We start from the raw sequence: 19,215 nt of genomic DNA, 5'->3' as shown, positions 1-19,215 counted from the left end.
GCACAAATGGACTTCAACGGCAGGTCAGGTGAGATGTTGGTATTCGCCAGCGTGGCGCAGGAGGGCAGCCTGTCGGCGGCGGCGCGTGCGTTGGGGCTTACGCCGTCGGCGGTCAGCCGGATCATCGCGCGTGCCGAACAACGCCTTGGCACTCGGCTGCTGTTACGCACCACCCGTGCGATTACCTTTACCGCCGAGGGCGAGGCGTTCCTGCGCGGGGCGCGGCGTATCCTGGCCGACATGGACGAGGTGGAAGAGGCGATTGCCGACCAGGGCGTGCCGAGGGGCCGGCTGCGGGTCAGCGCCGCCCTGGGCCATGGGCGCATGACGATCGTGCCCTTGGTGGCCGCCTTCAGTGCGCGCTACCCGAACATCGTGGTCGACCTGACCCTGGGCGACGAGGTGGTCGACATTCTTGGCGGCCAGGCCGATGTGGCGATACGCTTTGGCCATCTGCCCGACAGCCCGCTGACCGCGCGCAGGCTCGGCGAAACCGGCCAGGTGGTGGTGGCCTCGCCCGAGTACCTGCAGCGCCACGGCACCCCGCAGCAACCCGAAGACCTGCTGCGGCACAATTGCCTGCGCTTCAACTTCCGGCGTGCCGAACCCAACTGGCCGTTTATGCGCGACGGCCAAGCGTATTCCTTGAAGGTGAGCGGCAACATCGAATGCAGCAGTGGTGAGGCGCTGGCACAGCTTGCGCGTGTGGGCGCCGGTATTGCGCGTATCGGTGAGTTCACCGTCAGCGAAGACCTGCGGCGCGGCGAGTTGATACCGCTGCTGCAAGCCTGGAACCCCGGCGACGTTGAGCCGATTCACGCGGTGTTCGTCGGCGGCGCGGCGATGCCGGCGCGGGTGCGCTTGTTTGTGGACTTTTTGCTCGAGCATCATCAGCTGTAAGCGCCGGCTGCGGGCACCGTGAGGCGCGGCAATATGAACCATTCTCGTCCACATAATCTGTTGCTGCGAAGGCTTGTAACTGCTTGTATCCTTGCCCGCGAATAAGGGCGAATGGCTGCCGCCGGTGCCCAGGTCCACTGTCCGCTGTTACGGAAAACCGTAGGTTCCAAAGGTAGCAATGTGAAGCGTGATACCCACCTGGTTGTGCTTTTGCTGGCCGTTATCGGTTGCTCCCTGGGGTCATTGACGGTCTGGAAGGTGTTTGCCTCTCGAGATCGCGCCCTGCAGGAGGTGGACGTCCATGGCCTGAACCTTACCCAGGCGCTGTCGACTTATTCCGAAGGCATCGTGCGCCAAAGTGCGCTGCTGTTGCTCGGGCTGGTCGAGCGTCTGGAAACCGAAGGCAGCGGCCCGGTGCAGATTCAGCGGCTGAGTACATTGATCAACCGCCAGCAGCCGCTGATGCCTCAGCTCAGTGGTGTCACGATCTACGATAAACAGGGGCACTGGTTGATGTCCTCCAACCGGCCGATTCCTGCGGGCGCCAACAGCACAGACCGTGCCTATTTCATTCATCACCGTGACGATCCTTCCCACGAGATCTTTATCGGCCCGCCGATTGTCAGCCGGTCGAATCAGGAATGGGTGATGACCATCAGCCGGCGTTTCAATGATTCGCAGGGTGATTTTGCCGGTGTTGTGGCGGTGACCTTAGGCATCGAAAACTTCCTGCGCTTGTTTGGCAAGATCGATGTCGGGCAGGACGGCGCGATTGGCTTGTCCCATACAGACGGTACGTTGCTGGCTCGCTATCCGTTTCGCGAGCAGGACATGGGGCGCAACTTTTCCAAGTCGCCCATCTATGTGAAGTACCTGGTTGATCAGTCAGTCGGCACCGCCTCATTTACCTCCAGCCTGGACGGCGTGGAGCGGCTCTACGCCTTTCGCCAGAGCGACCGGCTGCCGCTGATCACCACGGTGGCAATCGGCAAGCACGAAGCCCTCGCCGCGTGGCGCACCGAGGCGCTCTTGTCGGCGGTGGTAGTGGCGGGGCTGCTGGGGCTTACCGGTCTTATCGGCTGGTTTTTGATCCTGGATATCCGTCGGCGCACCGAGGCTGAAGATCAGTTGCGTGAAACCCAGCGGCAGTTGCTCACCTCCAACGGGCAGCTTGAGTTGCTGGCGATGAAGGATGCGCTGACGGGTTTGGCAAACCGGCGCTGCTTTGATGAGAGCCTCGCCAGGGAGGCGCTGCGCGCCAAGCGTGAGGGCACGACGCTGGCATTGCTGATGATCGATATCGACTATTTCAAGCGCTTTAACGACGCTTACGGGCATGTGGCAGGGGACGCATGCCTGCAGACGGTGGGCAGAATCTTCGAGGCGTGCGTAAGGCGGCCGTTAGACCTGGTGGCGCGGTATGGCGGCGAGGAGATGGGCATCATCATGCCGGACACCGACGCTGACGGCGCCGCCGTGGTGGCCCAGCTTATTCTCGACCTGTTGAAGCAAGAGAACATCGTGCACAGCACCAGCCCGTTCGGGCGGCTGACGGCAAGCATCGGCATTGCGACGGCCACCGGGGTTCAGTTGGAGGACTTGCAAGGGTTGGTGGAGGTGGCGGATCAGGCGTTGTACAGCGCCAAGGCGGCGGGTCGTAACCAGTGTGTGACGGGGGCTGGTGACTGGGGTTCACCATTGAACCCCAGTTGAACGGGGCCAGCCCGCTTCAGTCGGTTTGCTTAAACCCCGCTCACCAATTTCCCGCCGTCCATCCGGCGCTTATAAGCACTGTCACGACTGGCCAACCAGAAGTACAGCGGTGACGTCACCACCAGCCCCACCACCCAGGACAAATCCGCGCCATTGATGTGCTCGGAAATCGGCCCTACATACAGCGGCGTGTTCATAAACGGAATCTGCACTGCAATCCCGATCGCATAGGCCAGCAGCGCCTGTGGGTTGTACTTGCCATAAATCCCGCCATCCACGCGAAAGATCGAGGCAATGTCGTACTTGCCTTTGTGAATCGCGTAGAAGTCGATCAGGTTGATCGCCGTCCACGGCACCAGCACCACCAGCAGCACCAGCACCATGTCGACGAAGTGGCCGATGAAGTCTTTGGAGGCGAACACGGCAGCAATGGCGCACGCGGCCAGCACCAGGGTGGAGATCACTGCGCGGCTTTTGGCGGTGGGGATCCAGCGGTAGGCGAAGGTCTGGATCAGGGTAATGATCGACAATACCGCACCATACAAATTGAGGGCGTTGTGGCTGATCACGCTGAGCAAGAACAGCACCAGCATCAACGGGCCGATGGCGCCGGTGGCGAGTTTTACTGCGTCCATGGTGTCCATGCCCACCGGGGTGGCAAGCACGGCGACGGCGCCGAAGATAAAGGCCAGGCTGGAGCCGAGGGCGGAGCCCAGGTAGGTGGTCCAGAAGGTCGATGCCACCGGTACGTCGGCCGGCAGGTAGCGCGAGTAGTCGGACACGTAGGGCGCAAAAGCAATCTGCCACAACGCCGCCAGGGATACGGTGGCCAGCCAGCCGGAGATGTTGAAGCTGCCACGGGTCAGGAAGTCGGTGGTCTGCACATGGGTGAAGATGTAGCCAAAACCCAGCACGATGCCGGCGCCGAGCACCCAGGTGCCGATGCGGTTGAGCACGTGGATAAAGCGGTAACCGATGATGCCGATGATGCCGGAACCAATGGCGCCGATCACGATGCCGACGGGCACGGGCACGCTGTCGACCACGCCGTGCAGGGATTTACCCGCCAGCACGATGTTGGAGGCGAAAAAGCCGATGTACATGACGCCGGCGATCACCACCACCAGCAGGGCACCCAAGGAGCCGAACTGCGCGCGGCTCTGGATCATTTGCGGGATGCCCATTTGCGGGCCTTGGGCCGAGTGCAGCGCCATCAGCACGCCGCCGACCAGGTGGCCAACCAGGATGGCGACGATGCCCCACACCAGGTTCAAGTGGAATAATTGCACGCCCAGCGCGCCGGTCACGATCGGCAACGGCGCGATGTTGCCGCCGAACCACAGGGTGAACAGGTCTCTTACCTTTCCATGGCGGTCTTCGGGGGGCACGTATCCGATCGTGTGTTTTTCGATAAGCGGGGCGGAGGATGTTGCAGTGGTGACCATGACGAACTCCAAGGCAAGGTGAGTACGTTGACGTACTTCGCTGTGCGCAGCGTGGGCGGCGCTTTGTTGTTGGAGTGATCATCTGCAATGGGCGCAGGGAGGTAAATTAGTAAGTTTGTTGCTATAGACCTTAAAAAATATAGCTCACCGGAATTTTTGCTCCGGTATGTTGCATGGTCTTGAATCAGTGTGAAAAAGCCGATTTTTACGCACTTGTTTGGGGCGAAGTCCCACGTTTCTGGAGGTCCCGATGGCTGCCTATAACCTGCGCCAGCTCAGATATTTTGTCACCACGGCCGAGTGCGGCAGCGTTGCCGAGGCATCGCGCAAGCTGTATATCGCCCAGCCCTCGGTGTCGACCGCGATCAAGCAGCTGGAGGACAGCTTTGGTGTGCAGCTGTTTATCCGTCATCACGCCCAGGGCGTTTCACTCACCCCCAGCGGCGCGCGCTTTTATCGCAAGGCGCTGGAGTTGCTACGGGTAGCCCATGAGTTCGAGCAAAACGCCCTGGCCGACAATGATGTGGTGGCGGGGCAGATCGATATCGGCTGCTTTGAGACGGTGGCACCGTTGTATTTGCCGCGCTTGATCGCGGGGTTCAAGGCGCTGTGGCCTGGGGTGGAAATCCGCATTCGCGACGGCGAGCAGCAAGAGCTGGTGCAGGCGCTGACTGCCGGCAGTATCGATGTGGCGATGCTGTTTGAGCACGACCTGGGCGGCACCATCGAAACCACGCCATTGATGCCGCCGCAGCAGCCCTATGCGTTGTTGCCGGCCGATCACCGCTTTGCACAACAAGCCAAGGTATCGCTGGCGGACCTGGTGCTGGAGCCGATGATTTTGCTCGATGTGCTGCCGAGCCGGACCTACTTCGTGAGCATCTTTGAAGAACGCGGGTTAACGCCGAATATCGTGTTCAGCTCGCCGTCCATCGAGATGGTGCGCGGCATGGTAGGGCGCGGGTTTGGCTTTTCGATTCTGGTGACCAAGCCGTTTACCGAGTACACCTACGACGGGCAGAAAGTGGTGTGTGTGCCGTTGGCGGAAACGGTCACCGGTTCAGGATTATCCGCCGTCTGGTTGCGACGGGCACCGTTGACCAAACCGGTGCAGCTGTTTGTGGATTACTGCCGCGAAGAACTCGCAAGACTCCTTGGCTGAATACCTTCTGATAAACACTGAAAATCACCTGTGGGAGCTGGCTTGCCTGCGATAGCGGTGGGCCAGCCGCAAATGTGCCACCTGATACACCGCCATCGCGGGCAAGCCCGGCTCCCACAGGTTGTGCGGTGCCTGGACTGGAACACAGGGCAAAAAATGTGGGAGCTGGCTTGCCTGCGATAGCGGTGGGCCAGCTGCAAATGTGCCACCTGATACACCGCCATCGCGGGCAAGCCTGGCTCCCACAGGTTGTGCGGTGCCTGGACTGGAACACAGGGCAAAAAATGTGGGAGCTGGCTTGCCTGCGATAGCGGTGGGCCAGCTGCAAATGTGCCACCTGATACACCGCCATCGCGGGCAAGCCCGGCTCCCACAGGTTGTGCGGTGCCTGGACTGGAACACAGGGCAAAAAATGTGGGAGCTGGCTTGCCTGCGATAGCGGTGGGTCAGCTGCAAATGTGCTACCTGATACACCGCCATCGCGGGCAAGCCAGCTCCCACAGGGGGAGGCCGCCCCTCACGGCCTTACACCGCCAGGCCGTGTTGCGCGTCTTTTCAACGGCCTGAAAGAAGCGCTTGGCGTTCGACGCTCAGGCGCGCCAGCAGTTGCTCCATGCGAGGGGCGCCCAGATGCCCGCCAAACACTTCGCACTTCATGGCGGCGGCAATGTTGGCTGCGTGCACACGCTTGTCGAGTGTCCAGCCGTGCGCCAGGCCATACGCATAGGTGCCGTGCCAGATATCCCCGGCGTTGAGGGTGTCGATGGCTCGAATACGCGGGCTCGCAACGTGTTGCACAGTCAATGTGCCGCGCTGCCAGATCAGCGCGCCGTGCTCGCCAAGGGTGACGCCGATGACGTTGGCTTGGCTGCGGGCTGCCAACGTCAGTAGTGCTTCTTCGGGCGTGGCGTTATCGACAAGTGAGCGCAGAGCCGGTTCGGAAAACAGCAGGTGGTCTGCCAAGGGGATCAGTGTGTTGAGGTCTTCCACGGCGGCGACATCGGCGTCAAGAATCGTGGGTACGCCCACGCGCCTGGCCTCGGTGAGCGCCGCCTTTGCGCCTTCTACCCAGCGCACGTCGGCCATCACCGCCGCAGCGCCCGCGATGTCGTGGAGGGGCAGCCAGTCGGGGGCTGCGTCCAGGGCGGGGTCGATGTAGGGCACCACGAGTCGCTCGCCATCGCGGTCGACCAGGATGGTTGAGAACGGAGTGTGCCCTCCTGGGACTGGTTGGATACCGGCGGTGGAAACCCCGGAGCGCTTCAGGTTGTCGATGAGCATTTTGCCGGTGGCGTCGTCGCCGACACGCGCCCAGAGGGCGACCGGGCCACCCAGGCGCGCGATGCTGATCGCCGCAGCGGTGGCCATGCCTGAAGCGGCCTGGACCGCCAGGCGGGGCAGGACCTTGGCACTGAGTGGCGGGATGTGATCGACACTGAAAATGGTGTCCCACAGCGCGCAGCCGACACAAATCACAGGGTTAGCCGACATGCAGCCGTTCTCCTGCGGGCGTGCCTTGCGGGGCGTCAAGCGCTTGAATCCTGGCGCGAAAGTGTTCGGTGCCCGCAACGATTTTATCCAGCACCGCATCCAGGGCCCAGAAACGCTCACGCACGTCGTAGTCGATCACCCGGCAACGGATTGAATCAAAGGTGCCCAGCCGCTGATGGTAGATTTTGGCCAGTGCCGGGTAGCCCATGCCTTCCGTGGTGGCCGCCAGCACCAAGAACGTTGCCAGCTCTTCAGCCAATTGCGGGTGGTGCGTGCCCTGCAGGCGCAGCCATCGGTACAGGTCGGGATGGAAGTTGGTAAACACGCCGTTGAAACCTGCTGCGCCGGCTTGCATGGCGTCCCAGGCGATCGCCGCATTGGCGTTGAGAATGCGCAACGACGAGCCTTGCGCCAGGGCCACGCGGCGCTTGACCACCTGCAGGTCGCAGCTCACGTCCTTGAGCATGATGAAGCGCTGGCTGTCGATGCAGGCTTGCAGCTCCTCATCGCTGAGCAAGCGCCGATAAGGCGCCGGGCACTCGTAGAGGCCCAGTGGCAAGTCGGTGGGCAGGCGGTCCAGCAGGGCATGCAGGTTAGCGAGGAGCACGTGACTGCCCTCGCGTTGCGGGTCAAGGTGGTTGGTGACCAGCACCACCGCATCGGCGCCGCTGCCGGCCATTGCATTGAGCTCATGCACCTGGGTGTCGAGGTCGTCGCTGATATGGCCCGACACCACCACCGGCACTCGCTCTGCCACGTACTCTACGACATGCCGGGCCAGCTGCGTGCGCTCCTCAAGGCTGAGCCATTGCATCTCACTGGACTGGGCCACTGCGAACAGGGCGTCGCAGCCATGTGCCAGGTACCACTCGATCAAGCGTTCAACGCTGGGGAAGTCGATTTTGCCGGCGTCGTTAAAGGGGGTGAGCATCACCGGGACAATGCCTTCGATGATGGGTTGGGCAGGGCGTGGCATAGCAGTGTCCTCTGTGCGAGTGCTCATGGGTGAGCTGTTATTGCGGCTTGGGCCGAAGGTGATGGCCGAATGTCCGGAATGGGTTTGCGTACCAGCAACAGGTACGACAGCGCGCCGACCAGGGCTATGGCGGCACCGGTGAGCAGTGCGGGTACGAACGACCACGTCTGGGCGATAAAGCCGGTGATGATGGGCGCCAGTGCACCGCCCAGGAAACCGCCGAAGTTCTGGATCGAACCCAGCGAGGCCACGCGATTGGCCGGCGCCACCGCAGTGGCCAGTGACCAGGCGCAGGCCGAGGAGGCATTGGCGAGGAAGATCACCACGCAAATGCAGGCCACGGCGATCACGTTGCTCTCGACCAGCGCTGCCGGGATGGTGAATATCACCATGCCCAGCATGGCGGCGACCATGGCGTTGCGCCGTCCCAGCACCGCTGTTTCACTGCGGCGGGTGATCCGGTCGGACACCCAGCCGGCCACCAGCGCGCCGATAAAACCGCAGAGGAACGGCAGGGCGGCGGCCACGCCGCTCATTTCCAGGCTCATGTTCCGGGCGCTGCGCAGGTAACCGGGCAGCCAGGTCAGGTAGACCCAATTCAAATACACCGAGCCCATGAAGCCAAGCATCATGCCCCAGGTCGTCGCATGGCAGAACAGCGCGCGCCAGTCCGCGAACGTGACCTTGGGGCTGATGAGGTCGGGCTCGTCGCTGTACAGGTAGCGACGTTCCTCCTCTGTGAGCGTGTTCTTGACCGGGTCGCGATAGACTGCCAGCCAGACCACCGCGACCAGCAGGCCGGCGGCACCGGTAATGTAAAACGCCCAGCGCCAGTCGAGTGCCGCGATCAGCGCCGAGAGGCACAACGGGGCCAGGGCAATACCCAGTGGAGAGGCCGAATTGAAGATGCCGGTGGGCGTGCCGCGCGAGCGCACGGGGAACCAGTTGCTCACCACCCGCGCCGCAGACGGAAATTGCGGCGACTCACCGATACCCAGCAGCACACGGGCGAGCAAGAACCAGCCAAAGCTCGACATCAGGCCGCCCGCCGCTTGGGCCAGGGACCAAAGCACCAGGCCGCCGCCCAGCAACCAGCGCGGCCCGATGCGGTCGACCAGGGCTCCGACGGGCAGTTGGCACAGCGCGTAGCTCCAGGAGAACGCCGAGAGCAGGATACCCATTTCGCCCATCGACAGGCCAAGGTCGGCGCGCACGAATTCATTGGCGACGGCCAGGGTGCCCCGGTCCAGGTAGTTGATGATGCCGCTGAGCACCAACAGGCTGAGGGCGAGGGTTTGCTGGCGTCGAATACGCGGTGGCGCAACCGGGTGTGCAGGTGTCTGGCTCATGGTGGAGGTCTCTTTTTATTGTTTTTGACAGCGTGCCTTAACTGGCGCGTTGGCTCGGCATAAAGGTTGGCCTGGCCGTACGTGGCGTTATGTAACCGTTTATCATCAAGACAAAAAAGCGCTTAGGGCTTTTAAAGTTTTACTGATTGTTGCCCAATATAACCTTCTTATTTTGCCGTTTATTATTTTTGTCTAGCGCTTACATCCTAGGTTTTCAGTTTGCGCGCTGTCAACGGTTCATTGACTGTGTCTGGGCGCCCGCTTAGTTTGTGCCTGACGCTTAACTTTTGACATGAAGCCGCCTATGCCCGCTGCCACCACCACGCCCCCCGACACGCCCCAAGCGCTGGTTACCCAGGAGCCGGTACTCGCCGACGTTGCCCGGATTGCTAATGTGTCGACCGCAACGGTTTCGCGCTATTTGAATGAGCCGCAACGTGTCAGTGAGAAGACCCGGGCCAAGGTCCGCGCGGCCATTGACCAATTGGACTGGGTGCCCAACGCGGCGGCGCGGTCGCTGGTTTCCAGGCGCTCGTATACCATCGGCGTGATCGTGCCGACCCTAGAGCACGAAAAGTTTCACCAGCAGTTACAGGCTTTCCAGAACCGTTTGGGGGCTCAGGGGCTGGCAGTGTTTGTCGCCTGCTCGGCCTATGATCCTGGCGAGGGTTATCGTCAGGCTCGAGGTATGCTGGCGCGCGGCGTCGATGCGTTGGCGCTGCTGGGGGATGATTACCCCGATGCGTTATTTGATCAGTTGAATGCCAAGGGCACGCCGTATGTGGTCACCTTCGGCAAGCGTGCCGGTGCGCGGCACCCCTGCGCGGGTTTCGACCACGGGCAGGCCTACGCCATGATTACCCGACACCTGCTGGCGCTTGGGCATCAGCGCTTGGGCATTATTTTCCAGTCGGTCACCGACAACGGCCGGATCCAGGCGCGGCTGCAAGCCGTGCACGCCACCCTGGCCGAACAAGGGCTTGCGCTGCGGCCTCAGCATCAGGCTATCCGCGACCAGCGCCTGAACGAGGGACGCGTCGCGTTTGCCCGTGCCAGCCTCAGGCACATCATGAGCCAGCAACCGGCCCCCACCGCCATCATTTGCGGTAATGACATGCTTGCCATCGGCGCGTTGCTGGAGGCTCAGGCACTGGGTATCGCAGTGCCCGGCCAATTGTCGATTTGCGGCTTCGACGACATCGAGATCGCGGCCCACAGCCAGCCCGGCCTGACCACCGTTCAGGTGCCTGACCGGCTGATAGGTGAAATGGCGGCGCAGTACCTGATCGACCGTCTGGCGGGACTTGCCTGTGAGGCGCCGCCGATGCTGGAGGTGCAGCTCGTCGAGCGCGAGTCGACAGGCCCGGCGCCAAGCCGGCCCCCACAGTAGCTAGATCGTTCACGCCTGCTCTGTGTATTCAGGTGGTGATCCCGGCGATGAGCTTGAAAAACGGCTCTTGTTTCAATGCGGCGCTTTGGCTTTCGGAGCCCTGCCGGTCGCTGCGTACTTCATTGCGATAAGACACGTATCCCCACTGCGGCGCCGAGACATCGGAGGCGGGTTTGTGCTCGCTTTTACCGACGCCGGCCTCTTGCAGCGCCTGTTCGAGGGCTTTTACCAAGGCCCGGGTTTTTCCCATGTGCTCGGGGCTATAGGTGCCATCCGTGCGGTCTGGCTTGGGGTAGAGCGTGAACTGAGCGCCCTGCGAAATTCGGGTGTCCCTTGGATCAACACGGCTTACATCAGTGGTTTTCCAGCTATTGATCGGGCTGTCCTCTGAGTGAATGAGCGTGCTGATGACTTCAAAGGCTTTGGGCACATCCTTTTGTGTCACGCTGATGTGGAACTTGTCGCCCACCGATTTCCCTTCTTCTTTGGCGGGTGTGCGCGTGAATTTGATAAATGGAAACTTCTTGAGCTTCAGTGCTTTATTTTCGCAGCTCCAGCCACCCAAGACCTCACCAGTGGACTGCTGAGCAACCTCAAATGTCGGCGCGCCATAATTCGGGCTAAAGCGCACGTTGGCGTGACGTGCGACATCGGCGTTGCTCATGTTCTCCAATCCGCCGGTATCAAAGGGGGATCGCCCATTCAATAGCGCATCTCTGACGCCCAAACTGATATAGGGAGGAGGAGAGGTTTCTACTCGCATGTGGGTTACCTTTGTTGAAAAGATGACGCAGTCAGTGGGCTACTCAATGTCTGGACTTTTCGTACACGCACGAAAAAGCCTGCACCTGTGTGGTTGCGTACACGCAGCGAGTTCCAGGTTTAAACGTAGGCGGGGGCTGGTGGGTGACGGGGTGTCTCAGATCAAAAGCAAAAGCACGGCGGCCGAGTAGCCGACCTGAGTGGTAGAAGCAAAAGCACAGCAACACAGCATCCACCTGATGTATCGAAATCCAAATATGTGCGGGATTGCTCACGAAGGCGGTGGGCCAGCTGCAAATGTGCTACCTGATACACCGCCATCGCGGGCAAGCCCGGCTCCCACAGGTTGTGCGGTGCCTGGACTGGAACACAGGGCAAAAAATGTGGGAGCTGGCTTGCCTGCGATAGCGGTGGGCCAGCTGCAAATGTGCCATCTGATACACCGCCATCGCGGGCAAGCCCGGCTCCCACAGTTGAACTGTGGTGTTTGGTAGGGAGGTGGCTTAGGCGCGGATTGAGTCGAGCATGCGCGCCAGCATGGCATCACACCCAGCCAACTGTTCGAGGCTCACAAACTCATCCGGCTTATGCCCCTGGTCCATGCTCCCCGGCCCGCACACCACCGTGGGTATGCCCACCGCATCAAACAACCCACCTTCGGTGCCAAACGCCACGGTGCCGAAGTCCCGCGAGCCACTGAACGCTGCGATCAACTCCGCTGCCTGGCTGCGCTCGTCGGTGACTAATCCCGGATATGCCGAAAGCTCAGTAAACCGAATCGCGCTCTGTTTACTCACGGCCTGCATACGCGGCAACACCTGCTGCATGGCATAGGCTTGCAGCTCCTCAGCCACTTCACCCGGGTCCATCGACGGCAATGCGCGCACTTCAAAATCAAAGCGGCAGTCGGCAGGCACGATATTCAAGGCCTTGCCGCCCGTAATCACGCCGGTCTGCACCGTGCTGAACGGCGGGTCAAACCGCGGGTCCTGTTGCTCGCGCAGCCGCAGGCCAATGCGCCCCAGTTCGCCAATCAACTCGGCGGCATGCTCAATCGCATTCACCCCATACGGCGCATACGCCGAATGGCACGCCTCGCCATGCACATCACAACGCATCGCCAGTTTGCCCTTGTGGCCGAGCACCGGTTTCAGTTCGGTCGGCTCACCGATAATGCACAGCATCGGTTTCACCGGCCGCTGCTCCAGCACTGCGAGCAACGAGCGCACGCCCAGGCAGCCGACTTCTTCGTCGTAAGACAGGGCGATATGCACCGGGATACGCAAGTTGGCTTTCACCAACGCTGGCACCAACGCCAGCACACAGGCGATATAACCCTTCATATCCGCCGTGCCGCGGCCAAACAGCTTGCCGTCGCGCTCGGTCAGCGCAAACGGCGGCACAGTCCACGGTTGGCCGTCCACCGGCACCACATCGGTATGCCCCGACAGCACAATGCCCGGCAATTGCACCGGGCCAATGCTGGCGAACAGGTTGGCTTTGCTGCGTTCCTCGTTGTAGACCAGTTCGCTGGCCACGCCGTAACCCGTCAGGTAATCGCGCACAAATTCGATCAGCAGCAGGTTGGACTCGCGGCTGGTGGTATCAAAGCCCACCAGTGTCTGCAGCAGTTCGCGGCTGCGGCTCATCGCTCGTCTCCGGCCACGCCGTAGCCCGGCGAGCGGTCGGGGGCGAGGGCGCGGTCGATGTAGTCCTGCACTTGCGGGCGGTAGGCATCCCAGAGCTTTTGCAGTTCGGCGATGGGCTGTTCATCGGCCCAGTCCACGCGCAGGTTGATGATCGGCCAGGTCAGTTCGCCCACCACCACCAGCGCGGCGGAATGCACCGGCCCGGCTTCGCCACCGGCGTTGATGGCGGCGTGCATCGCCGCCAGCAGTCGATCGGCGAGCTGGCCTTCGCCGTGTTCGAAGGCATGCACCATCGCTTCGATTACTGCGCGGTCGGCGAGCATATTGCCCGCCGCCACACACTGTTCGCCCGACACGGCATTGTGGGTGCCGAGGGTTTCGCTGCCACTGAAATGCACACTGCGGCCCAGGTGATCAACCGCCGTCAGTTGTCGGTATTGGCTGTAGCCGTTGCTCGTCAGGGCTTTGTCGACGGCGGCCGCAGGATCGAGGCCTTGTTCCAGCAGGTCGAGCACGTCCGGGCCGAGGGCCGGTAACGTGATGTTCTGGGTCGACACTGCGCCCACGCCGGGCCGCAGCCATGGGCAGCGGGCGCCCACGGCGATGCTCGAGGAGCTGATGGCGATGCCCAGTTGGCCGGTGTCCGCGCAACGGGCGACGATTGAAAAGGTCATGGGCAGCTCCTTATTCGGGGATCACGGCGATCACGTCAATTTCCATCAGCCACTGTGGCTGGCCCAGGGCCGACACCACCAGCCCGGTGGAGATTGGGAACACGCCCTTGAGCCACTTGCCGACTTCCTGGTACACCGGCTCACGGTAGCGCGGGTCGATCAGGTAGGTGGTGGTCTTGACGATATGGCTCAGGTCGGAGCCGGCCTCTTCGAGCAGTTGCTTGACGTTTTTCATCGCTTGCTCGGCCTGGGCGCGCGGGTCGCCAAGGCCAATCAGGTTGCCATCAAAATCGGTGCCGACCTGGCCGCGCACATACACGGTGTTGCCGGCACGCACGGCCTGGCACAGGTCGTTGTCGAGGCTCTGGTTAGGGTAGGTTTCCTTGGTGTTGAACATGCGGATGCGAGTGTGAGTAGGCATCAAAAAAACTCCGAAAAAAGTGATCAGGCAAGGACCGGCGACGGGTGAGCAACCGGTGCGGCTTCGCGGTATTCAAGGTATTGGCGCTGGATGGCGATGTGGTCGGCCACGTATTTAGCGTCATGCCACACGCCCCAGATAAACGACGAACCCCGGCGCGACTGCCATGGCAAGCCCAGGAAGTAGATGCCCGACTCGCTGGCCACACCGCGCTGATGCTGTGGCTTGCCAGCGGCGTCAAACGCATCGACTTTCAGCCAGCTGTAATCCACGGCAAACCCGGTGGCCCAGATGATCGAGGTGATACCGGCCTTGGCCAGGTCCAGCTCCAGGATCGGGTTTTTGATGCACTCGGCATCCGGGAATACGCGGCGCGCTTGGGGCTCCACGGGCAGGTCGAGGCCGTTGCGCTCGATGTAGGCGTCCGCCGCATCCAGCAAAGCCAAGTAGTTTTCGTCGCCACGGGCCAGGTTTTCAACCAGGTTGGCTTGGAAGCGCGCGACGTTGCCGTCGAAGGCTTGGGTGAGGCCGACTAGGGTCATGCCTTGCTGGGCGAGCTCACGAAAATCGATGGTCTTGCCGCCGTGGGCGCCGCTCACGGCAATGGTCACGTGCTCGCGGCCGGGTTTCATCGCGGCCTGGTCCCACTCACCCAGCACGCCCAGCCACCAGCAGAAGTCGCGGTTGCGATAGGCACGCGGCGGGCGGTCGTGGGCGCCAACTGACAGGTACACCTGGCGCCCGGAACGCTGCAGCTCATCGGCAATTTGCACGCCGGATGAACCGGCGCCCACCACCAGCGCGGCGCCGGCGGGCAGTTGTGCGGGGTTGCGGTAGTCGGCGGAGTGGATCTGGTGCAGCGCGCTGTCTTCAGGCGCGATGGCCGGGATCACCGGCTTCTGGAACGGCCCGGTGGCGGCGACCACACGGTTGGCTTCGATCACGCCTTCGCTGGTGTGCACGGTAAAGCCTGGGCGGCCCACGTTACGCACCACAGAGGTCACGTCCACGCCGGTGCGGATCGGTGCATTGAACTTGCGGGCATAGGCTTCGAAGTAATCGGCCACGCGCTCTTTTGGCGCAAAACCATCGGCGGCGACGTCATCAAATTCCAGGCCGGGGAAGCGGTCATGCCAGGCCGGGCCGTTGGCGACCAGCGAATCCCAGCGCCCGGTGCGCCAGCGCTCGGCGATACGGCTGCGCTCCAGCACCAGGTGCGGCACGCCTTGCTTGCTCAGGTGCTCGCTCATGGCCACACCGGCCTGGCCGGCTCCCACTACCAGTGTGTCTGTTTTTGTTATGGCTTGAGTCATGTGTCTGTCCTTGCGTAATGCAGTTGGATTCAGCTTGGGCATGGCTTCAAGGCTAGGGGGAGGGCGTTTTTTAATAAAATATTATTAAGCTTTGGAGTGAGCATAAATATCGGATGCAAGCTCACCCTATCGGGTGATTTCGAGGACGGAGCGGGTGTGTGACCATCCTTGCAGTTCTTTGAGCGAGGCTTCGACGTGGAAAACGACCGGCTTTCTTCTGCGCAATGGTTCGAACAGATGGCCCTGGTGACCGATAACATCGGGCAATCGGGGTTCGCTGCCGCCTTGTTCGATGCCCTCGGGTGTGTGCAGCCGATACAGGCCACGACGCTGTATTTTTACCCGCGTGGCGGCATGCCCAGTGCACTGTTCGAGCTGGATGGGCCGTGGTTGCCGCAAGGCAATGTGCGCCAGTACCTGTCGGGCTTTTACTTGCTCGACCCGTTTTACGACGCCTGTGTGGAAGGCGTCAGTTCAGGCTGCTATGCCTTGGCCGACGTTGCGCCTGACCACTTCGAATTGAGCGAATACTTCCAGTCGTTCTACCGCCACTCTCAGCTCGAAGACGAGCTCAATTACATCCTGCAGTCGAGCAAAGGCTCCAGCCTGGCGGTGTCCCTGGCGTTTACGCAAAAGCTCGACGCCGCCACCATCGCGCAATTCAAGCGCATAACCCCTTGGGTACTGGCCGTGCTGGGCAAACATTTTGTCGGCCTGGATGCCCACGGCGCACGCTTCGAAAACCTGCTGGAGCAACGTATTCACGCGGCATTGAACAACTTCGGCTCGTCGATCCTGACCGAGCGTGAATGCCGCATTGCCCAACTCATTTTGCGTGGGCACTCCACCCGCTCGCTGGCCGAGCGCCTTGAGGTGGCGGAAGACACCATCAAGTCCCATCGCAAACACATCTACACCAAGCTCGATATCGGCGCGCAGTCGGAACTGTTTGCCTTGTTTATCGACTCGCTCGCCGAAGCCCAGGGCGTGCTGAGCAAAGACCCGCTTGAAAGTTACATGAGCAAGCACCGCTGAGTGGCTTGCCAGCCCTTGCGTCACGACCAATAAGAGAGAGAAACCATGAACCTACCCGCCCAAATCAACCGTCGCACCGAGGATTACCAGCAGTCTGATGCGGCCCACCATATCCATGGGTTTGTCGACCAGAAGGCGCTGAACGCCGAAGGCCCGCGTGTGATGGTGCGCGGCGAGGGCTTGTACCTGTGGGACAGCGAAGGCAAGCGTTACCTGGACGGCATGTCCGGCCTGTGGTGTACCCAGCTCGGTTATGGCCGCCGCGACCTGACTGCCGCCGCCGCCGCGCAGATGGACCAGCTGGCGTACTACAACATGTTCTTTCACACCACCCACCCGGCGGTGATCGAGCTGTCGGAGCTGCTCTTCAGCCTGTTGCCGGGGCACTACAGCCATGTGATCTACACCAACTCCGGCTCCGAGGCCAATGAGGTGTTGATCCGTACCGTGCGCCGTTACTGGCAAGTGGTCGGGCAACCGCAGAAGAAAATCATGATCGGCCGCTGGAACGGCTATCACGGGTCAACCCTGGCAGCCTCTGCGTTGGGCGGCATGAAGTTCATGCACGACATGGGCGGCATGATTCCCGACGTCGCGCACATCGACGAGCCGTATTGGTTTGCCCATGGCGGCGAGCTGACACCGGCCGAGTTTGGCCGTCGTTGCGCGCTGCAATTGGAAGAAAAGATTCTGGAATTGGGCGCCGAAAATGTCGCCGGTTTTATCGCCGAGCCGTTCCAGGGTGCGGGCGGCATGATCTTCCCACCAGAAAGCTACTGGCCTGAAATCCAGCGCATTTGCCGCCAATACGATGTGCTGCTGTGCGCCGATGAGGTGATTGGTGGGTTTGGCCGTACCGGCGAATGGTTCGCCCATCAGCACTTCGGCTTCGAGCCCGACACCTTGTCGATCGCCAAGGGCCTGACCTCGGGCTACCTGCCGATGGGCGGCCTGGTGCTGAGCAAACGCATCGCCGAGGCGCTGGTGGAGCAGGGCGGTGTGTTCGCCCACGGGCTGACCTATTCCGGCCACCCGGTGGCGGCGGCGGTGGCGCTGGCCAACCTCAAGGCGCTGCGCGATGAAGGCATCGTGCGCCAGGTCAAGGACGACACCGGGCCGTACTTGCAGCAACTGCTGCACGACGTGTTCGGCAACCACCCAATGATCGGTGAGATCCAGGGCACAGGCCTGCTCGGGGCGTTGCAGTTCGTCGAAGACAAGGCCACGCGCAAACGCTTTGCCAACGAAAACGACCTGGCCTGGCAGTGCCGCACCTTTGGCTTTGAAGAGGGCGTGATCATCCGCTCGACCCTGGGCCGCATGATCATGGCGCCGGCCCTGGTGGCCACGCGCTCAGAGCTGGATGAGCTGGTCGACAAGACCCGGATTGCGGTAGACCGCACCGCACGGATCGCGGGAAAACTCTGAAGTGACCTGCCCACCACCCTCAGGTGCGGGGTGGCGGGCAATCTCCATCAGACACGGCTTGAACGGCAGCGAGGTTATCGACTGCCGCGATGGCCCGCATCCCTCTTTCCAGGAGTCACCCATGAATACAATAACAAGCGTGGCCGAAACTCCCTCCCATCACACCTCAACCAAAGCCGCTTCAACGCGGCGCTTTCGCCAGCCGCTGGGGCTGGTCGGGCTGGTGCTGTTCGGCCTGGCCTACATGGTGCCGCTGGCGGTCTTTACCACCTACGGGCTGGTCACGCAGATGACCAAGGGGCACTTGCCGACCGCCTATATGCTGACTCTGGCGGCCATGCTACTGACCGCCTACAGCTATGGTCGCATGGTCCAGGCGCATCCGTTTTCCGGCTCGGTCTATTCCTATACACGCAAGGCGTTTGGTGCGTATTTCGGTTTTATCGCCGGCTGGACCTTGCTGCTCGACTACATCTTTTTGCCGCTGCTCAGTTATTTGTTGATCGGCATCTACATGTCCGAGTACTTCCCGGCGGTGCCGACATTTGTGTGGGTGCTCGGCTCGATTGCGCTGGTAACCACGCTGAACCTGGTCGGTATCGAGTCCATCACGCGGGTCAACTGGATCCTGATCGTGGCCCAGTTGGTGTTCATCGTGGTGTTCGTGGCGCTGTCGGTACACAACCTCAGCGGTCAGCCGGCGCCCGTTTCGCTGCTGGCGCCATTCCATCATGAAGGCTTCAGCGCCCCCTTGATCATGGCCGGTGCCGCGGTGCTGTGTTTGTCGTTCCTGGGCTTCGATGCGGTGTCGACCATGGCCGAGGAAACCCCCAACCCGCGCCGCACCATCCCGTTGGCGATCATGGTGGTGTCGCTATTTGGCGGCTTGCTGTTTTTGCTGGTGTCGTATTTCGCGCAAATGGTCTTCCCGGAATGGAACACGTTCGCCGACCCGGATTCGGCGTCGGTGGATGTGATGCGCCGGGTCGGTGGCGAGGTGCTGGTGACGGCGTTTACCGCGACTTATGTGGCCGGCTGTTTCGCCTCGGCGATGGTCTCCCAGGCCAGTGTGTCGCGGGTGTTGTTTGCCATGGGCCGCGACGGCGCGCTGCCTCGCGTGCTCGGCAAGCTGGTGACGACAAAACGCGTGCCGGCCACCGCGATTGTGCTGGTCAGCCTGTTCTCGCTGATTGCGCTGTTTATCACCCTGGACACGGTGGCCAACATGATCAGCTTCGGCGCGCTGTTCGCGTTCTCGGCGGTGAACCTGGCGGTGATCAAGCATTACGTGGTCGACCAGCAGTTACGCGGCACCCGTAATTACCTGCTGTACGCCGCGCTGCCGGCGCTGGGGTTCCTCAGCACGGTCTGGCTGTGGACCAGCCTGTCGAGCTTGTCCTTCACCATCGGCCTGTGCTGGATGGGGGTTGGCCTTATTTGTTTGCTGGGGATCACGCGCGGCTTGCGCGTGAAGATGCCTGAACTGCAGATCGCGGAATAAAACCTT

Annotated in this window: 16 protein-coding genes; 7 read left to right on the top strand and 9 right to left on the bottom strand. The window is 61.7% G+C overall.

Going from position 1 to position 19,215, the window contains the following annotated elements; translation table 11 throughout:
- The first annotated feature begins 6 nt into the window (after window positions 1–6).
- Both HBO23_RS13815 and HBO23_RS13810 read left to right on the top strand, forming a co-directional pair.
- On the top strand, window positions 7–900 hold the full coding sequence (locus tag HBO23_RS13815; protein ID WP_017139663.1) for a LysR family transcriptional regulator: 894 nt from the start codon (window positions 7–9) through the stop codon (window positions 898–900).
- Window positions 901–1,080: 180 nt separating this feature from the next.
- The gene (locus HBO23_RS13810) at window positions 1,081–2,613 is read left to right on the top strand and encodes a sensor domain-containing diguanylate cyclase (RefSeq protein ID WP_170038502.1); all 1,533 of its coding nucleotides are present in this window, start codon (window positions 1,081–1,083) and stop codon (window positions 2,611–2,613) included.
- 29 nt (window positions 2,614–2,642) lie between these two features.
- On the opposite strand, the gene HBO23_RS13805 is transcribed toward HBO23_RS13810, so the two are convergent.
- A complete protein-coding gene (locus HBO23_RS13805) occupies window positions 2,643–4,058 on the bottom strand; it encodes a cytosine permease (protein WP_017139661.1) in 1,416 nt (471 codons plus the stop codon).
- Window positions 4,059–4,308: 250 nt separating this feature from the next.
- On the opposite strand from HBO23_RS13805, the gene HBO23_RS13800 reads away from it, so the two are divergent.
- Window positions 4,309–5,220, top strand: a complete 912-nt coding sequence (locus HBO23_RS13800) for a LysR substrate-binding domain-containing protein (RefSeq protein ID WP_010171799.1) — start codon at window positions 4,309–4,311, stop codon at window positions 5,218–5,220.
- Between the two features lie 555 nt (window positions 5,221–5,775).
- Here HBO23_RS13800 and HBO23_RS13795 read toward each other — a convergent pair.
- Genes HBO23_RS13795 through HBO23_RS13785 form a run of 3 tightly spaced genes read right to left on the bottom strand, consistent with a single transcriptional unit; the run spans window position 5,776 to window position 9,036 of the window.
- Entirely contained in the window at window positions 5,776–6,711 is a 936-nt protein-coding gene (locus HBO23_RS13795; protein ID WP_017134541.1) for a PfkB family carbohydrate kinase, read from the bottom strand.
- The gene (locus tag HBO23_RS13790; RefSeq protein ID WP_017134542.1) at window positions 6,701–7,687 is read right to left on the bottom strand and encodes a dihydrodipicolinate synthase family protein; all 987 of its coding nucleotides are present in this window, start codon (window positions 7,685–7,687) and stop codon (window positions 6,701–6,703) included. Before HBO23_RS13790 ends, HBO23_RS13795 begins: the two co-directional genes overlap by 11 nt.
- Window positions 7,688–7,710: 23 nt before the next feature.
- Window positions 7,711–9,036 (bottom strand): MFS transporter, encoded by a 1,326-nt coding sequence (locus HBO23_RS13785; RefSeq protein WP_099548755.1) that lies wholly within the window; start codon window positions 9,034–9,036, stop codon window positions 7,711–7,713.
- Window positions 9,037–9,340: 304 nt separating this feature from the next.
- On the opposite strand from HBO23_RS13785, the gene HBO23_RS13780 reads away from it, so the two are divergent.
- Window positions 9,341–10,426 (top strand): LacI family DNA-binding transcriptional regulator, encoded by a 1,086-nt coding sequence (locus tag HBO23_RS13780; RefSeq protein WP_017134544.1) that lies wholly within the window; start codon window positions 9,341–9,343, stop codon window positions 10,424–10,426.
- Window positions 10,427–10,454: 28 nt separating this feature from the next.
- On the opposite strand, the gene HBO23_RS13775 is transcribed toward HBO23_RS13780, so the two are convergent.
- The 5 genes from HBO23_RS13775 to HBO23_RS13755 all read right to left on the bottom strand — a co-directional run bounded on the left by HBO23_RS13775 (window position 10,455) and on the right by HBO23_RS13755 (window position 15,245).
- Window positions 10,455–11,090, bottom strand: coding sequence for a type III effector (locus HBO23_RS13775; protein WP_170038500.1), 636 nt, complete (start codon window positions 11,088–11,090; stop codon window positions 10,455–10,457).
- A gap of 601 nt (window positions 11,091–11,691) precedes the next feature.
- Window positions 11,692–12,837 (bottom strand): acetylornithine deacetylase, encoded by a 1,146-nt coding sequence (argE, locus tag HBO23_RS13770; protein ID WP_170038499.1) that lies wholly within the window; start codon window positions 12,835–12,837, stop codon window positions 11,692–11,694.
- Window positions 12,834–13,511, bottom strand: coding sequence for a DUF1028 domain-containing protein (locus HBO23_RS13765; RefSeq protein ID WP_170038498.1), 678 nt, complete (start codon window positions 13,509–13,511; stop codon window positions 12,834–12,836). The genes argE and HBO23_RS13765 overlap by 4 nt, the downstream gene beginning before the upstream one ends.
- 10 nt (window positions 13,512–13,521) lie before the next feature.
- Window positions 13,522–13,932, bottom strand: a complete 411-nt coding sequence (locus HBO23_RS13760) for a RidA family protein (RefSeq protein ID WP_003207327.1) — start codon at window positions 13,930–13,932, stop codon at window positions 13,522–13,524.
- 23 nt (window positions 13,933–13,955) lie between these two features.
- Entirely contained in the window at window positions 13,956–15,245 is a 1,290-nt protein-coding gene (locus HBO23_RS13755) for an NAD(P)/FAD-dependent oxidoreductase (protein WP_170038497.1), read from the bottom strand.
- A gap of 195 nt (window positions 15,246–15,440) precedes the next feature.
- Between HBO23_RS13755 and HBO23_RS13750 the strand changes: the two genes are divergently transcribed.
- The 3 genes from HBO23_RS13750 (at window position 15,441) to HBO23_RS13740 (ending at window position 19,209) form a co-directional block, all read left to right on the top strand.
- Window positions 15,441–16,280, top strand: coding sequence for a helix-turn-helix transcriptional regulator (locus tag HBO23_RS13750; RefSeq protein ID WP_026013485.1), 840 nt, complete (start codon window positions 15,441–15,443; stop codon window positions 16,278–16,280).
- A 45-nt stretch (window positions 16,281–16,325) separates the two neighbouring features.
- On the top strand, window positions 16,326–17,708 hold the full coding sequence (locus tag HBO23_RS13745) for an aspartate aminotransferase family protein (RefSeq protein WP_170038496.1): 1,383 nt from the start codon (window positions 16,326–16,328) through the stop codon (window positions 17,706–17,708).
- 121 nt (window positions 17,709–17,829) lie between these two features.
- Window positions 17,830–19,209, top strand: coding sequence for an APC family permease (locus HBO23_RS13740; RefSeq protein ID WP_170038495.1), 1,380 nt, complete (start codon window positions 17,830–17,832; stop codon window positions 19,207–19,209).
- Window positions 19,210–19,215: the final 6 nt, after the last annotated feature.

Origin of the sequence: Pseudomonas sp. WS 5532, assembly GCF_012985445.1 — a bacterium.
Lineage (GTDB): Bacteria > Pseudomonadota > Gammaproteobacteria > Pseudomonadales > Pseudomonadaceae > Aquipseudomonas > Aquipseudomonas edaphica.
The sequence above is the reverse complement of the archived record's forward strand: the minus strand, read 5'-3'. Positions and strand labels throughout refer to the sequence as shown.

Bases quoted from the DNA above. Each gene is read 5' to 3' on its own strand.
- HBO23_RS13815 (WP_017139663.1), top strand. From the start codon at position 7: ATGGACTTCAACGGCAGGTCAGGTGAGATGTTGGTATTCGCCAGCGTG.
- HBO23_RS13805 (WP_017139661.1), bottom strand. From the start codon at position 4,058: ATGGTCACCACTGCAACATCCTCCGCCCCGCTTATCGAAAAACACACG.
- HBO23_RS13800 (WP_010171799.1), top strand. From the start codon at position 4,309: ATGGCTGCCTATAACCTGCGCCAGCTCAGATATTTTGTCACCACGGCC.
- HBO23_RS13795 (WP_017134541.1), bottom strand. From the start codon at position 6,711: ATGTCGGCTAACCCTGTGATTTGTGTCGGCTGCGCGCTGTGGGACACC.
- HBO23_RS13790 (WP_017134542.1), bottom strand. From the start codon at position 7,687: ATGCCACGCCCTGCCCAACCCATCATCGAAGGCATTGTCCCGGTGATG.
- HBO23_RS13785 (WP_099548755.1), bottom strand. From the start codon at position 9,036: ATGAGCCAGACACCTGCACACCCGGTTGCGCCACCGCGTATTCGACGC.
- HBO23_RS13780 (WP_017134544.1), top strand. From the start codon at position 9,341: ATGCCCGCTGCCACCACCACGCCCCCCGACACGCCCCAAGCGCTGGTT.
- HBO23_RS13775 (WP_170038500.1), bottom strand. From the start codon at position 11,090: ATGAGCAACGCCGATGTCGCACGTCACGCCAACGTGCGCTTTAGCCCG.
- argE (WP_170038499.1), bottom strand. From the start codon at position 12,837: ATGAGCCGCAGCCGCGAACTGCTGCAGACACTGGTGGGCTTTGATACC.
- HBO23_RS13765 (WP_170038498.1), bottom strand. From the start codon at position 13,511: ATGACCTTTTCAATCGTCGCCCGTTGCGCGGACACCGGCCAACTGGGC.
- HBO23_RS13760 (WP_003207327.1), bottom strand. From the start codon at position 13,932: ATGCCTACTCACACTCGCATCCGCATGTTCAACACCAAGGAAACCTAC.
- HBO23_RS13755 (WP_170038497.1), bottom strand. From the start codon at position 15,245: ATGACTCAAGCCATAACAAAAACAGACACACTGGTAGTGGGAGCCGGC.
- HBO23_RS13745 (WP_170038496.1), top strand. From the start codon at position 16,326: ATGAACCTACCCGCCCAAATCAACCGTCGCACCGAGGATTACCAGCAG.
- HBO23_RS13740 (WP_170038495.1), top strand. From the start codon at position 17,830: ATGAATACAATAACAAGCGTGGCCGAAACTCCCTCCCATCACACCTCA.